Source organism: Kitasatospora sp. NEAU-69 (assembly GCF_057158765.1).
This window is the reverse complement of the sequence record NZ_JBWXUE010000012.1, coordinates 154,516-169,039: the sequence shown is the minus strand read 5'-3', so window position 1 is coordinate 169,039 and position 14,524 is coordinate 154,516. Positions and strand designations below refer to the sequence as shown.

Sequence of the window (14,524 nt, the reverse complement as noted above, 5' to 3'; positions counted from 1 at the left end):
TGCTCCGCCGGGTGTGTGCCAACGGTGCCACATCCGGGCGGGGTGCCGCTTCGTCCGCTTCCAACGAGGATGTCCGTTCTGTACACCGACGATGTGGTGGGGGCCCCTGCGCGGCTCCTCCCGGCCGGGTCTATGGTCCGTGCTGATCATGCGCACGAGTCGCATGACGAACTTTCGGTTCATCGGGGGTCCCCATGAAGCTGCGCCTTGCCGCAGCCGTGTCCGTACTCGGCGGCGCCGCGGCGCTGGCGGCGATCGCCGCGCCGAGCGCCGTCGCCGCGAGCGGGTCGCCGTCGCCGGTGGCCACGCCCGCGCCGTCGAGCAGCGCCTCCCCGTGGAGCAGCGCCTCGCCGTCCCCGTGCAGCTGCGGCACGGCGTCGCCGTCCGGCGGCTACTCGCCGGGGCCGTCCGCCAGCAGCACCACGGGCACCTGGACGCCGCCGGTCTCGGGCGGCCCGGTCAACCCGGCGAACTCGCCGACGTCCGCGCCGACCAACCCGTCCGGCTCGGCGAGCCCGTCCCCGGGCAACCCGTCGCCGAGTGGCGACACCTCGCCGGGCACCGGCAACGGCTCCCCGGTCGCCTCGCCGAGCGGCAGCCCGTCCGTGGCGCCGACCTCCTCGCCGTCCAGCAGCCTGCCGGACGCCCCGCAGTCCCAGTGGCCGACGGTGACGTTCCCGTACGTGCAGGACGGCACCCCCAACCCCCGGGGCCTGCCCGGCGGCCCGGTGGTCCCCGGCGGCCAGCCGGTCGAGTTCACCATGACCATCACCAACCCCGGCCCGAGCGACGCGGTCACCCGTCCGGTGGCCGTGGTGGGCCGGGTGTTCGGCGATGGCGACCTGAACCCGAAGCTGCAGAAGTTCGAGGTCCAGGACGATCACGGTGTCTGGCACAGCGCCACCAGCACCGAGCAGGCCGATGTGGGCTCCTACCAGGTCGCCGTCGGTGACGACACCGACGACGGCTGGCTCTACCTGCCGGCCGGCGCGGCGGTGGAGATCAAGATGCGGTTGTCGCTCGCGGCGGGCACCGTGTTCGGCACCGGCTTCCTGGACGCCGCCGCACCGGCGACGCTGGTCGACGCGGACGGGAACCCGACCGCCCTGACGCACGGCGGAAGCGGCGGGTTCTTCGCGATCGGCGCCGCCGCCACCGGCACGCCGAGCGGTCCGTCGAACGGGTCGCCGGCGCCGACCAACACCATCCCGGGCAGCCTCCCGACCGCCATGCCGACCAGCGTCCCCGCGCCGGTCGCGAGCGCGACCAGCGCGGCCGGCACGGTCAGCGCGCCGGCGCCCGCCGTGGTCGTCGCGGCCAAGGCCGCCGAGCAGGCGCACCCCGCACTGTTCAGCGCCGCCGGCTCGACCGGTGGCGGCAGCGCCACCCCGACCAAGGCCGGCGGCTCCTCGCTCGCCTCCACCGGTGGCGGCAGCGACAGCCTGCCGATCGCGCTGACCGGCGCGGCCGCGCTCGCGCTCGGCGGCGGCGTGCTCGTCGTGCTGCGCCGCCGTAACAAGGGCGGCAGCCACGCCTGACGCGGTTGGCGTCTGGCCCGTCACGCCCCGGGGAGGTCGTCCTCCCCGGGGCGTTCGGCGAGGTCGCGCAGGGCGGGCGGGAGCGGGGCCGCGCCCGCGTGCTCGGCGGCGCGGCCCAGGAGTACGGCCAGCTGCCGGTTGACCTCGGCCGGGCGCTCCAGCTGCACCAGGTGCCCGGCCTGCGGCAGCAGCACCAGGTCGGCGTCCGGCAACGCGCGGGCGATCGCCTCGCTGTGGGCCGCGGGGGTGAGCAGGTCGCCGGTGCCGGCCAGGACCAGCACCGGGAGGTCACGCAGTGCGGCCAGCGCCGCGGTCTTCTCGTGTGCGCTGAAGACCGGGTAGAACTCGGCGACCACGTCGATCGGGGTGCTGTCGAGCAGCTGCTCGGCGAACCGCGCGACCGCCGGGTCCACGTCCTTCGCGCCGAACGAGAACCACCGGTAGAAGACCGCGGCGAAGTCGGCGCCGAATCGCCGGGTGGCCTCGACCAGGCCGACCTGACTGCCCAGCAGCTTCAGCACGCCAGGGCCGACCCGGCGCCAGAGCTTCATGCCGGCCGGCGGCAGGCCGAAGTTCACCGAGTCCCAGTCGCCGGCCATGGTGCCGATCAGCGCGACGCCCGCGATCCGGTCGCGGAAGAGTTCGGGGTGCTGGTCGGCGAGCGCCATCACGGTCATGCCGCCCATCGAGTGGCCGACCAGCACCAGCGGGCCGGTCGGCGCGACCGCGTCGAGCACCGCCTTGAGGTCTCCGCCGAGCTCGTCGATGCTGGCCGGACGGCCGGCCAGGTAGGAGCGGGAGCGCTCGGAACGGCCGTGACTGCGCTGGTCCCAGAAGACCAGCCGCAGGCCGTCCGGTACGCCGGCGCGCAGTGCGGCGCGCTGGAAGTGGAACGCGTCCTGGTTGAGGCAGTAGCCGTGGCAGAAGACGACGGTGAGCGGTTCGCCGTCCGGCCCGGCCGGGTTGAAGCTGAGCGGCCTGAGCGCCTCGGGGCCGCCGAGCAGCGAGGGCAGGCCGGTGCGGTCCACCGGCGCCGCGTCGGTGCCGGCCGGGCGCCGGGCGAACCAGCCGTGCCGGTCGGTGTCGGGCGCGCCGGTGACCGACTCGGCGGCGTCCACCTCGACGTACAGCGCCGTGCCGTCCGGCCCGGCCACGGTGCGCGGGCGGCCGCGCAGCGAGCCGAACGGCGCGGCGGCGTCCAGCTCCGCGCGGGCCCGGCGGCGGGTGGCCCGGCCGACGGTGAGCCGGTCGATCGCGACGCCCGCCGCGGCGCCGGCGGCGACCACGCCGAGCGACAGGCCGATCAGCCCGGCCCGGTTCACCTTCGCCAGGCCGCCCGCCTCGGTCACCCGTACGTCCCGCCGGCGTAGCCCTGGGTCCCGCCGACGTAGCGGCGCGGGACCCGGGAGCCGAGCCGGGTGACGATCTCGTACGCGATGGTGCCGGCCGCCCTGGCCCAGTCCTCCGCGGTCGGCTCGCCGCGCTCGCCGTTGCCGAAGAGCAGCGCCTCCTCGCCGATCGGCGGGGTGTCACCGCCGAGGTCCACGACGAACTGGTCCATCGCGACCCGGCCGGCCACCGTACGCCACTTGCCGCCGATCTGCACCGGGCCGGCGCCGCTGGCGTGCCGCGGGATGCCGTCGGCGTAACCGACCGGGACCAGGCCCAGCGTGGTCTCGCCGGGCGTCACGTAGTGGTGGCCGTAGCTGACGCCGTGGCCTCCGGGGACCCGCTTGACCAGCGCGAGCCGCGCGGTCAGCGACATCACCGGGCGCAGGCCGAAGTCCGCCGGGCCGCCGACCTCGGGCACCGGCGACAGCCCGTACATCGCGAGGCCGGTGCGGACCAGGTCGTAGTGCGAGCCCGGCAGCAGCAGGGTCGCGGGCGAGTTGGCCAGGTGCCTGACCTCGGGGCGCACGCCGGCCCGCTCGGCGTAGGCCAGTGCGGTCGCGAACGCGTCCTGCTGGGCCTGGATGGACGGGTGGCCGGGCTCGTCGGCGGCGGCGAAGTGCGACCAGAGGCCGACCACCTGGAGCAGGCCCTCGGCCTGGGCCCGCAGCGCGGCGTCCACCAGGTCGGGCCAGTCGTGCGGCTGGCAGCCGTTGCGGCCCAGGCCGGTGTCGGCCTTGAGGTGCACCCGGGCCGGGACGCCGGTCTGCCGGACGGCCGCGAGCAGCTCGTCGAGCGCCCACTGGCCACTGACCGAGATGTCCAGCTCGGCGCGGAGCGCCTGCGCCCAGGGACCGCCCGGGGTCCACAGCCAGCACAGGATCCGGGCCTGCTCGGGCGTGATGCCGGCGGCGCGCAGCGCGAGCGCCTCGTCGGGCGTGGCCGTGCCGAGCCAGCGGACGCCGGCGGCCAGCGCCTCCAGCGCGCACGGCAGCGCGCCGTGGCCGTAGCCGTCGGCCTTCACCACGGCCATCGGTGCAGCACTCGGCGCCCGCTCGCGCAGCGCGGCGAGGTTGCCGCGCAGTGCGGCCAGGTCGATGGTCGCCTCGGCGCGCTGTCCTTCGGCGAGCATGGTGGTCCCGGTCGTCTTGGCAGTTGTCATCCCGCTCAGTCTCCCAGACTTGTCGAACCGCCCGGCCGGACCCCCTCGCAGACGTGCCGCCAGGCGTCCGGCAGCGCGTCGGCCACCTCCCCGGCGGTCACGGGGGCGCCGGTCGGGGCGTACGGGTGCTCATCGGCCCGACCGGCGCGACCGGCGCGGCCGGTGGCGGCCAGGCGGGCGGCCAGGCCGTGCAGGTAGGCGCCGGCCGGGGCGGCGTCCCAGGGGGTGAGGCCGGCGGCGAGCAGGGCGCCGGTCAGGCCGGCCAGCACGTCGCCGCTGCCGGCCGTGGCCAGCCACGGGGTGCCGGTCGGGTTCACCCGGGCGGCGCCGTCCGGGCGGGCGACGACCGTGCTGGAGCCCTTGAGCAGCACCGTGGCGCCGAAGCACTCGGCCAGCTGGCGGGCGGTGCGCAGCCGGGTCGCCGCCACCTGCTCGGCCGGCGGCGTGCCGCCGAGCAGCCGGGCCGCCTCGCCCGCGTGCGGGGTGAGCAGCGTGGGCGCGGTCCGCCCGGCGAGCGCGGCCGGGCCGCGCCGGGCCAGCTCGGTCAGCGCGTCCGCGTCCACCAGCACCGGCACGTCACTCGCCAGCGCGTCGTCCAGCGCGTCCGCGGTGTCGTCGCCGGAGCCGGGACCGACCACCCATGCCTGCACCCGGCCATTGGTCAGCAGCACCTCCGGGTGGTGGCGGACCACCAGCTCCAGCGGCCGTCCCTGGTAGCGGATCGCGCCCGCGCCGCCGTGCAGCGCACCGGCCACCGTGAGCAGCCCGGCGCCCGGGTAGCGCTCCGAGCCGGCCAGCACGCCGAGCACGCCGCGCCGGTACTTGTCGCTCTCGGCCGACGGGCGGGGCAGCAGCGCGGCGAGGTCGGCCCGTTGCAGCGCCTCGACCGGCGCGGCGGGCGGCCGCAGCCCGATCGGCACCAGCTGCACGACCCCGGCGTACTCGGCGCCCGGGGAGATCAGCAGCCCCGGCTTGTAGGTGCCGAAGGTGACCGTGACGTCCGCCCGCAGTGCGGCCGCGGGCACCTCGCCGGTGTCGGCGTCCACCCCGCTCGGCAGGTCCACGGCGACCAGCAGCCCGGTCCGCTCGGCGCTCGCGTACGGCGCGGCGGCCGGTCGCAGGCCACCCTGGCCGCCGATGCCGACGATCCCGTCCAGGATCAGGTCGGCGCGGCGGAAGTCGGCCAGGCCGACTTCCTGATTCACGGTCACCTGACTGCCCGTCGCCCGCAGCGCCGCGAGCCCGGCCGGGTGGGCGCGTTCGGGATCGAGCAGCACGGCGGTCACAGCGGCGCCGCGGCGGGCCAGCCGGGCGCCGGCGAAGAGCGCGTCACCGCCGTTGGCGCCGCTGCCGGCCAGCACCAGCACCCGGCTGCCGTAGACCCGGCCGCGACGCTCCGTCAGCAGCTTCGCGCAGGTGGCGGCCAGGCCGGCCACCGCCCGGTCCATCAGCGGCTGCCCGGCCAGTTCCGCCTCGGCGGCCCGGATCTGTTCGACGGTGTGTGCCTGACGCATGCCCACTCTCCCTCTGCGAAGCCTCCGAAAAGCGCTACCCCTCAGCGATCACCACGGCCGACGCCACGCCCGCGTCATGGCTCAGCGAGAGGTGCCAGCTACGCACCCCGAGCTCCGCCGCGCGGGCCGCCACCGTGCCGGTGACGTGCAAAGTCGGCCGACCCGACGTTTCGCTCCGGACCTCGGCGTCCAGCCAGTCCAGTCCACCCGGTGCGCCGAGCGCCTTGGCCAGCGCCTCCTTGGCCGCGAACCGGGCCGCGAGCGAGTCGGCGCCGCGCGGTTTCCCCGAGGGCAGCAGCAGCTCGGCCGCGGTGAAGAGCCGCCCGCGCATCCCGGGCGTGCGCTCCAGCGAGGCGGCGAAGCGCTCGATCGAGGCGACGTCGATTCCCACACCGATGATCACCCCGCAAACGGTACCGGTCCCCCGCGCCACAGCGCGGAGGACCGGCGGCGAAGCACCGTGGAACTACTCGACGGTGACCGACTTCGCCAGGTTGCGCGGCTGGTCCACCTCGTGGCCCTTGGCGGTGGCCAGCTCGCAGGCGAACACCTGCAGCGGCACGGTGGCCACCAGCGGCTGGAGCAGCACCGGCGTGGCCGGGATCCGGATCAGGTGGTCGGCGTACGGGACGACCGCCTCGTCGCCCTCCTCCGCGATCACGATGGTCCGCGCACCGCGGGCCCGGATCTCCTGGATGTTGGAGACGATCTTGTCGTGCAGCAGCGAGCGCCCCCGCGGCGACGGGACGACCACCACGACCGGCAGCCCGTCCTCGATCAGCGCGATCGGGCCGTGCTTCAGCTCGCCCGCCGCGAAGCCCTCGGCGTGCATGTACGCGAGCTCCTTGAGCTTGAGCGCACCCTCCAGCGCGACCGGGAACCCGACGTGCCGGCCGAGGAAGAGCACCGAGTTCGCGTCGGCCAGCGAGCGGGCCAGCTCGCGCACCGGCTCCATCGTGGTGAGCACCTGCTCGACCTGCTTCGGCGCGTCCGAGAGCTCCTTGATCACGGCGGAGATCTCGTCGCCCCACTTGGTCCCGCGCACCTGGCCCAGGTAGAGCGCGACCAGGTAGCAGGCGACCAGCTGGGTCAGGAACGCCTTCGTCGAGGCGACCGCGACCTCGGGGCCGGCGTGCGTGTACAGCACCGCGTCCGACTCGCGCGGAATCGTGGAGCCGTTGGTGTTGCAGATCGCCAGCACCCGGGCGCCCTGCTCGCGGGCGTGCCGCAGCGCCATCAGGGTGTCCATGGTCTCGCCGGACTGCGAGATCGCGATCACCAGCGTGCGGTGGTCCAGGATCGGGTCCCGGTAGCGGAACTCCGAGGCGACCTCGACCTCGCACGGGATCCGGGTCCAGTGCTCGATCGCGTACTTGGCGATCATCCCGGCGTGGAACGCCGTGCCGCAGGCCACGATGACGACCTTGTCGACCTCACGCAGCACGGAGTCGGGGATCCGCACCTCGTCCAGCGTGAGCCGCCCGTCGGTGCCGATCCGGCCGAGCAGCGTGTCGGCGACCGCCTTCGGCTGCTCGGCGATCTCCTTGAGCATGAAGTAGTCGTAGCCGCCCTTCTCGGCGGCCGAGACGTCCCAGTCCACGTGGTACTCGCGGGTCTCGGCGGGCGAGCCGTCGAACCCGGTCACCGTCACCGAGTCGGCGCGCAGCTCGACGACCTGGTCCTGACCCAGCTCGATCGCCTGACGGGTGTGCGCGATGAACGCGGCGACGTCCGAGGCGAGGAAGTTCTCGCCGACCCCGCGCCCGACCACCAGCGGCGAGTTGCGCCGCGCGCCGACCACCACGTCGGGGGCGTCGGCGTGCACGGCGACCAGCGTGAAGGCGCCGTCCAGCTGCCGGCAGACGGTGCGCATCGCCTCGGCCAGGTCGCCGTCGTACGCCTCGGCGAGCAGGTGGGCGACCACCTCGGTGTCGGTCTCGGAGCGCAGCGTGTGGCCGCGCTCGGCCAGCTCCGCGCGCAGCTGCGCGAAGTTCTCGATGATGCCGTTGTGGACGACCGCGACCCGGCCGTGGTCGTCCAGGTGGGGGTGGGCGTTCGCGTCGGTCGGACCGCCGTGGGTCGCCCAACGGGTGTGTCCGATGCCGGTGGTGCCGCCGGGAAGAGGGGTCTCGGCGAGCGACTTCTCAAGGTTCACGAGCTTTCCGGCCCGCTTGTCGGTGGCCAGACCCCACTGCCCTGAGGGGTCGACCGTCTGGATGGCCACGCCGGCCGAGTCGTACCCTCGGTACTCAAGGCGTTGCAGCCCGGCGATCACTACGTCGAGCGCGGGCTGAGCGCCCACATAACCAACAATTCCGCACATATGTGTCAGCATAAGGGCGACCGAATTTGCCGGTAGGCCACCCGGCGGTCAACAGCGCGTGACCGACACCACAGCCCACGGCAGCGCCCGGACGGCCCACAATGGACCATGTGCTGACCGAACTCTGTAGCCAGGGCGCCCCCTCGACGCCCAGCCCGTCGCCGTCCCCGTACGTCGACATGTCTCGGGCCGAGTGGAGCGCCCTGCGCAATCGCACTCCGCTGCCGCTGACCGCGGCGGAGGTGGAGCAACTGCGCGGCCTGGGCACCGCCCTGGACCTGGACGAGGTCGAGGACGTCTACCTGCCGCTGTCCCGGCTGCTGAACCTGTACATCCACGCCACGCACGAGCTGCGCGGCGCGGTCGGCACCTTCCTGGACAACCCCGACACGGAGCGGACCAGGACCCCGTTCGTCATCGGCGTGGCCGGCTCGGTCGCGGTCGGCAAGTCCACCACCGCCCGCCTGCTCCAGGCGCTGCTGGCCCGCTGGCCCGAGCACCCGCGGGTCGAACTCGTCACCACCGACGGCTTCCTGCTGCCCAACGCCGAGCTGCGGCGGCGCGGCCTGATGGCCCGCAAGGGGTTCCCCGAGTCCTACGACCGCCGGGCGCTGATGCGCTTCGTGGCGGACGTGAAGGCCGGCAAGGAACAGGTCACCGCGCCGATCTACTCGCACCTGATCTACGACATCGTGCCGGACGAGCGGCTCACCGTGCAGCGCCCGGACATCCTGATCGTCGAGGGACTGAACGTTCTGCAGCCCGCGTTGCCGGGCACCGACGGCCGCACCCGCCTCGCGGTCGCCGACTACTTCGACTTCTCGATCTACGTCGACGCGCGCACCGACGACATCGAGAACTGGTACCTGTCCCGCTTCAAGAAGCTGCGGGACACCGCGTTCCAGGACCCCAACTCGTACTTCCGCCGGTTCACCGAGGTGCCGGAGGAGGAGGCGATGGAGTACGGCCGCCAGGTCTGGCGCACCATCAACAAGCCCAACCTGCTGGAGAACGTGCTGCCGACCCGCGGCCGGGCGACCCTGGTGCTGCAGAAGGGCGCCGACCACAAGGTCCGCCGCGCCCTTCTGCGCAAGCTCTGACGGTCAGTCAGAGTTCGGACTCAGCAGGCCAGTTCGGCGCGGACCACGCCGGCCAGCCGCTCGGCCACCGAGCGGGCCTGCTCCTGGTCGGCCGCCTCGACCATGACCCGCACCAGCGGCTCGGTGCCGGACGGGCGCAGCAGCACCCGGCCGGTGCTGCCCAGCTCCGCCTCGGCGTCGGCGACCGCCTTGGCCAGCTCGGCGCTCTCGGTGACCCGGTTCTTGTCGACGTCCTTGACGTTGATCAGCAGCTGCGGCATCCGGGTCATCACCGCGGCGAGCTCGGCCAGCGTCTGCTTGGTCGCCGCGAGCCGGGCGCCCAGCATCAGGCCGGTCAGCGTGCCGTCGCCGGTGGTCGCGTGGTCCAGCAGGATCACGTGGCCGGACTGCTCGCCGCCCAGCGCGTAGCCGTGCTCCTTCATCGCCTCCAGCACGTAGCGGTCCCCCACCGCCGTCTCGACCAGGCCGATGCCCTCGCGCTCCATCGCCAGCTTGAAGCCGAGGTTCGCCATCACGGTGCCGACCGCGGTGTTGCGGCGCAGCGTGCCGGCCTCGCGCATCGCGACGGCCAGGACGGCCATGATCTGGTCGCCGTCCACCTCGTTGCCCTCGGCGTCGGCGGCCAGGCAGCGGTCGGCGTCGCCGTCCAGCGCGATGCCCAGGTCGGCCTGGTGCTCGCGCATCGCCAGTCGCAGGTTGTCCAGGTGGGTGGAGCCGACGCCGTCGTTGATGTTCAGACCGGTCGGCTCGGCGCCCAGCGTGTAGACCACCTCGGCGCCGGCCCGGGCGAACGCCTCGGGGGCGACCCGGGCGGCCGCGCCGTGCGCGCCGTCGATGACCACCTTGATGCCGTCCAGCCGGTTCGGCAGCACGCCGATCAGGTGCGCGACGTACTTGTCGAAGCCTTCGGTGTACTCGTGCACCCGGCCGACGCCGGCGCCGGTCGGGCGCGGGCGGACGGGCGCCGCACCCTCGACGTAGTGGCGGTAGTCGGACTCGATCGCGTCCTCGATCGCGTCGTCCAGCTTGTGCCCGCCGCGGGCCAGGAACTTGATGCCGTTGTCCGGCATCGCGTTGTGGCTGGCGGAGAGCATCACGCCGAAGTCCGCGCCGAGCGCACCGGTCAGGTACGCCACCGCGGGCGTCGGCAGCACGCCGACCCGCAGCACGTCCACGCCGGAGCCGGCCAGGCCGGCGATCACGGCGGCCTCCAGGAACTCGCCCGAGGCCCGCGGATCGCGGCCGACCACGGCCACCGGGCGGCGGCCGCCGAAGCCGCCGGCATCGCCCAGCACGTGCGCGGCCGCCATCGACAGGCCCAGGGCCAGTTCGGCGGTCAGGCCAACGTTGGCCACACCGCGTACGCCGTCCGTACCGAAGAGTCGTGCCACAGTCCCGTCCTTCATTGCCGGCCGTCGGCCTGGCCGAGGGGGGTGCCGGCCGACGGGGAAGAGTCTCCCTGGCCGCCTGACCGGTCCAGGGAGCACAACGCCCCGGGGCACATGAAGTGCTCCGGGGCGTGGGTCCCACCAACGGGGTGCGCACCAAGGGCGGTACGCACCCCGGGGCGTGACTAGCGCTTGCTGTACTGCGGGGCCTTACGGGCCTTCTTGAGACCGGCCTTCTTGCGCTCGACGGCACGCGCGTCACGCATCAGGAAACCGGCCTTCTTGAGGGCGGCGCGGTTGTTGTCCACGTCGGCCTCGTTCAGGGCGCGGGCCACGCCGAGGCGCAGCGCGTAGGCCTGACCGGAGACGCCGCCACCCGCGATGCGGGCGATGACGTCGTAACGGCCGTCAAGCTCGAGGAGCTTGAAGGGCTCGTTCACGGTCTGCTGGTGCACCTTGTTGGGGAAGTAGTTCTCCAGGGTGCGACCGTTGATCTTCCACTTGCCGGTGCCCGGGACGATGCGCACGCGGGCGATCGCCTCCTTGCGACGGCCGAGGCCGGCGCCGGGGATGGCCTCGCCGAAGCGGCCGGCCAGCGACTCGGTGGAGTAGGAGGTCTCCTCCTCGGAGGTGTACTCGGTGAGCTCCTCCTCGAAGTCGACGTCCAGGGTGGTCTCGATGGCAGCGTTCTCGGCCACGATGTTCCTCAGCTTTTCTTAGTTAAGGGCTTGTGGCCGGAATTACTGCGCGACCTGGGTGATCTCGAACGGCACCGGCATCTGGGCAGCGTGCGGGTGCTGGTCGCCCGAGTAGACCTTCAGCTTCGAGAGCATCTGGCGGCCCAGGCTGTTCTTCGGGACCATGCCCTTGATGGCCTTCTCGACGGCCTTCTCCGGGTTCTTGTCGAGCAGGTCGTCGTAGCGCACGGAGCGCAGACCGCCCGGGAAGCCGGAGTGGCGGTAGGCCAGCTTCTGGGTCTTCTTGTTACCCGACAGGTGCACCTTGTCCGCGTTGATGATGATGACGAAGTCACCAGTGTCAACGTGCGGCGCGTAGATCGCCTTGTGCTTGCCCCGGAGGAGGTTGGCGGCCTGGGAGGCCAGGCGGCCGAGCACGACGTCGGTCGCGTCGATGACGTGCCACTGACGCTGGACGTCGCCGGGCTTGGGGCTGTACGTACGCACGGTCGTAGCCTTCGCTTTTCAGTGAGTGAGTCCTGACAGGAGCACCTGGACGAGGGATCAGCCCGGTCCACCTTGGACGCAATTCAAGGGGGAGCCGCTGGTCATCGGCCTAGGTATCTCCGGCGTACCGACCTCTCACGTGAGATGGAGCGAGCCAATACGCACAACAAGGGCCTACAGTACCCGTCCGGTTGGCGAGAAGCCAAACGATCAACCGAACGGCCGGCCGGACGATCAACGTTCGCGGTCGACCCGGCGCTCGTCCCAGACCGGCTCCGGGGCCTCGTAGACCCGCCCGTCCGAGCCGAAGACCAGGAACCGGTCGAAGGTCTTGGCGAACCACCGGTCGTGCGTCACACAGAGCACCGTGCCGTCGAAGGCCTCCAGGGCCTCCTGCAGCGCCTCGGCGCTGTCCAGGTCCAGGTTGTCGGTCGGCTCGTCCAGCAGCAGCGCCGTGACCCCGGAGAGCTCCAGCTTGAGGATCATCAGCCGGGCCTGCTGACCGCCGGAGAGCGACTCGAACTTCTGCTCCTCCTGCTTGTCCAGCTCGTACCGGCGCAGCGCGCCCATCGCGGCCTTGCGCTCCAGGCCGTGCTCCTCCTCGACGATCGAGCGGACCGTGCGGCCGAAGAGCTCGGGGTGCGCGTGGGTCTGCCGGAAGTGCCCGGGGACCACCCGCGCGCCGAGCTTGAAGCCGCCGGTGTGCGCGACCGTCTCGTCGCCCGCCAGCAGCCGCAGGAAGTGCGACTTGCCGGAGCCGTTGGAGCCGAGCACGCCGACCCGCTCGCCGTAGAAGACCTCCAGGTCGAAGGGCTGCATCAGGCCGGTCAGTTCCAGCTGCTCGATGGTCAGCGCCCGGACGCCGGTGCGCCCGCCCTTGAGCCGCATGCTGATGTTCTGCTCGCGCGGCGGCTCCTCGGGGCGGCCGGCCTCCTCGAACTTCTTCAGCCGGGTCTGCGCGGCGGCGTACCGGGTGGCGAGCGCGTGGCTGACCGAGGCCGCCTGGCGCAGCGTGACGACCAGCTTCTTCAGCTTGGCGTGCTCCTCGTCCCAGCGGCGGCCGAGCTCCTCGAAGCGGGCGAACCGCTCCTTGCGCGCCTCGTGGAAGGAGTCGAAGCCGCCGCCGTGCACCCAGACGCTGCTGCCGCCGCCACCGAAGCCGGACTCGACGCTGATGATCTTGTCGGCGGTGCGCGAGAGCAGCTCGCGGTCGTGCGAGATGTAGAGCACGGTCTTGGAGCTGGCCTTGATGGCCTCCTCCAGCCAGCGCTTGCCCGGTACGTCCAGGTAGTTGTCCGGCTCGTCGAGCAGCAGCACCTCGTCGGGGCCGCGCAGCAGGCACTCCAGCACCAGGCGCTTCTGCTCACCGCCGGAGAGCGTGTTCAGGCCGCGGAACTGGGCGCGGTCGAACGGCATTCCGAGCGCCGCGGTGGTGCAGACGTCCCAGTCGGTCTCGTACTCGTAGCCGCCGACGTCGGCCCAGTCGGAGAGGGCCTGGGCGTAGGCCATCTGCGTCTTCTCGTCGTCCTGCGCCATCATCGCCAGCTCGGCGGCGTCCACCGCCTTGGCGGCCACCGCGATCCGCGGCGGGGCGACGGAGACCAGCAGGTCGCGCACCGAGGCGTCCGGCGGCAGCGCGCCCGGCGTCTCGCGCAGGTCCTCGCGGCCGGTGGTGCCGACGAACTGGCGCATCACGCCCAGGCCGCCGCTGACCGTGACGGTCCCGCCGTGCGGCTGGGTGTCCCCCGCGATCATGCGCAGCAGCGTGGTCTTGCCGGCGCCGTTCGCGCCCACCAGGGCGACCGCGGCGCCCTCGCCGACCCGGAAGGACGCGTCGTCGAACAGCACCCGCCCGTCCGGCAGGTAGTACTCAAGGTGCGAAATCTCGACGTGTCCCATGGGGGGAAATTGTGCAGTGCCGACCCGCCCGGACCAAACGGATTACCCTGCTGCGCCTGCTGCCGGGGCCGCGCCGGCCTGCCCGGGCAGCGTGCGCATCCGCCGGGCGAGCCGGTTGCGCTCGGCGAGCTGGTCGTCGGCCGGGTAGCCGACCTCCTCCAGCGTCAGCCCGTACGGCCGGATCACGTTGACGGCGCTGTTGCGCACCCCGCCGGCCAGCACCTCGCCGGGGAACTCCACCGGGCGGTGCCCGTCACCGACCAGCAGCATCGCGCCGACCAGCGCGCGGACCATGTTGTGGCAGAACGCGTCGGCCCGCACGGTGGCGACCGCCAGGCTGCCCTCCTGGGTCGCGTACGGGTCCATCGGCACCCGGTCCCAGTGCAGCTCCAGCAGCGTGCGGATGGTCGTCGCACCCTCGCGCTTCTTGCAGTACGCGGCGAAGTCGTGCTCGCCGAGCAGCAGCCGGGCGGCCTCGTTCATCCGGTCGATGTCCAGCGGGCGGTCGTGCCAGAGCACGTGGCCGCGCAGCAGCGGGTCCACCCCGCCCGGGTGGTCGGCCACCCGGTAGGCGTAGCGGCGCCAGATCGCCGCGAAGCGCGCGTCGAAGCCCGCCGGGGCCTCGGACACCCGGTAGATCCGCACGTCGGCGGGCAGCCGCCCGGCGAGCCGGCGCAGCAGCTTCTCGCCGTGCTCCGCCCACAGTGCGACCGGCAGATCGACGTGCGCGACCTGGCCGCGCGCGTGCACCCCGGCGTCGGTGCGCCCGGCCACGGTGAGCGGGAAGAGCTCGGGGCTGCGGGTGACGATCTGCAGCGCGCTCTCGATCTCCTCCTGCACGGTCCGGCGGCCGCGCTGGCGGGCCCAGCCGGAGAACTCGGCGCCGTGGTAGGCGAGATCGAGCCGGATCCGCTGGTACCCCGCTGCGGGGCCGTCCTTGGCCGGAGCCGGCTCGGCGCAGTCGTTCACCGCAGTCACCACAGTTTTCCTCCAGACATGGCGAACGGGCCCGCTCCCCCGCCGAAGC

12 protein-coding genes are annotated in these 14,524 nt (G+C 73.3%); 2 read left to right on the top strand and 10 right to left on the bottom strand.

The window, feature by feature from the left end:
* Positions 1-194 precede the first annotated feature (194 nt).
* Positions 195-1,538: an LPXTG cell wall anchor domain-containing protein gene (locus tag AC060L_RS16410; RefSeq protein WP_483799472.1), complete on the top strand. Its 1,344-nt coding sequence runs from the start codon at positions 195-197 to the stop codon at positions 1,536-1,538.
* A gap of 20 nt (positions 1,539-1,558) precedes the next feature.
* Here AC060L_RS16410 and AC060L_RS16405 read toward each other — a convergent pair whose 3' ends face one another.
* The 5 genes from AC060L_RS16405 to glmS all read right to left on the bottom strand — a co-directional run bounded on the left by AC060L_RS16405 (position 1,559) and on the right by glmS (position 7,926).
* A complete protein-coding gene (locus AC060L_RS16405; RefSeq protein WP_483799471.1) occupies positions 1,559-2,887 on the bottom strand; it encodes an alpha/beta fold hydrolase in 1,329 nt (442 codons plus the stop codon).
* Positions 2,884-4,089 carry an alanine racemase gene (gene alr / locus AC060L_RS16400; protein WP_483799470.1) on the bottom strand — a complete coding sequence of 402 codons (1,206 nt, stop codon included), beginning with the start codon at positions 4,087-4,089 and terminating at the stop codon, positions 2,884-2,886. Before alr ends, AC060L_RS16405 begins: the two co-directional genes overlap by 4 nt.
* Positions 4,090-4,094: 5 nt before the next feature.
* Positions 4,095-5,603, bottom strand: coding sequence for an NAD(P)H-hydrate dehydratase (locus AC060L_RS16395; RefSeq protein WP_483799469.1), 1,509 nt, complete (start codon positions 5,601-5,603; stop codon positions 4,095-4,097).
* A gap of 34 nt (positions 5,604-5,637) precedes the next feature.
* Positions 5,638-6,006 (bottom strand): holo-ACP synthase, encoded by a 369-nt coding sequence (locus AC060L_RS16390; RefSeq protein ID WP_483799468.1) that lies wholly within the window; start codon positions 6,004-6,006, stop codon positions 5,638-5,640.
* 63 nt (positions 6,007-6,069) lie between these two features.
* Entirely contained in the window at positions 6,070-7,926 is a 1,857-nt protein-coding gene (gene glmS / locus AC060L_RS16385; RefSeq protein ID WP_483799467.1) for a glutamine--fructose-6-phosphate transaminase (isomerizing), read from the bottom strand.
* A 101-nt stretch (positions 7,927-8,027) separates the two neighbouring features.
* On the opposite strand from glmS, the gene coaA reads away from it, so the two are divergent.
* Positions 8,028-9,026: a type I pantothenate kinase gene (gene coaA / locus AC060L_RS16380; RefSeq protein ID WP_483799466.1), complete on the top strand. Its 999-nt coding sequence runs from the start codon at positions 8,028-8,030 to the stop codon at positions 9,024-9,026.
* Positions 9,027-9,046: 20 nt separating this feature from the next.
* Here the strand turns inward: coaA and glmM are convergent, their stop codons facing one another.
* The 5 genes from glmM to truA form a co-directional block, all read right to left on the bottom strand.
* On the bottom strand, positions 9,047-10,417 hold the full coding sequence (glmM, locus tag AC060L_RS16375; protein WP_483799465.1) for a phosphoglucosamine mutase: 1,371 nt from the start codon (positions 10,415-10,417) through the stop codon (positions 9,047-9,049).
* Positions 10,418-10,599: 182 nt separating this feature from the next.
* Positions 10,600-11,115, bottom strand: coding sequence for a 30S ribosomal protein S9 (rpsI, locus tag AC060L_RS16370; protein ID WP_483799530.1), 516 nt, complete (start codon positions 11,113-11,115; stop codon positions 10,600-10,602).
* A gap of 39 nt (positions 11,116-11,154) precedes the next feature.
* Positions 11,155-11,598, bottom strand: a complete 444-nt coding sequence (gene rplM / locus AC060L_RS16365) for a 50S ribosomal protein L13 (protein ID WP_483799464.1) — start codon at positions 11,596-11,598, stop codon at positions 11,155-11,157.
* Positions 11,599-11,832: 234 nt separating this feature from the next.
* A complete protein-coding gene (locus AC060L_RS16360) occupies positions 11,833-13,497 on the bottom strand; it encodes an ABC-F family ATP-binding cassette domain-containing protein (RefSeq protein ID WP_483799463.1) in 1,665 nt (554 codons plus the stop codon).
* A 42-nt stretch (positions 13,498-13,539) separates the two neighbouring features.
* Positions 13,540-14,466: a tRNA pseudouridine(38-40) synthase TruA gene (gene truA / locus AC060L_RS16355; protein WP_483799529.1), complete on the bottom strand. Its 927-nt coding sequence runs from the start codon at positions 14,464-14,466 to the stop codon at positions 13,540-13,542.
* Between the last annotated feature and the right edge of the window lie 58 nt (positions 14,467-14,524).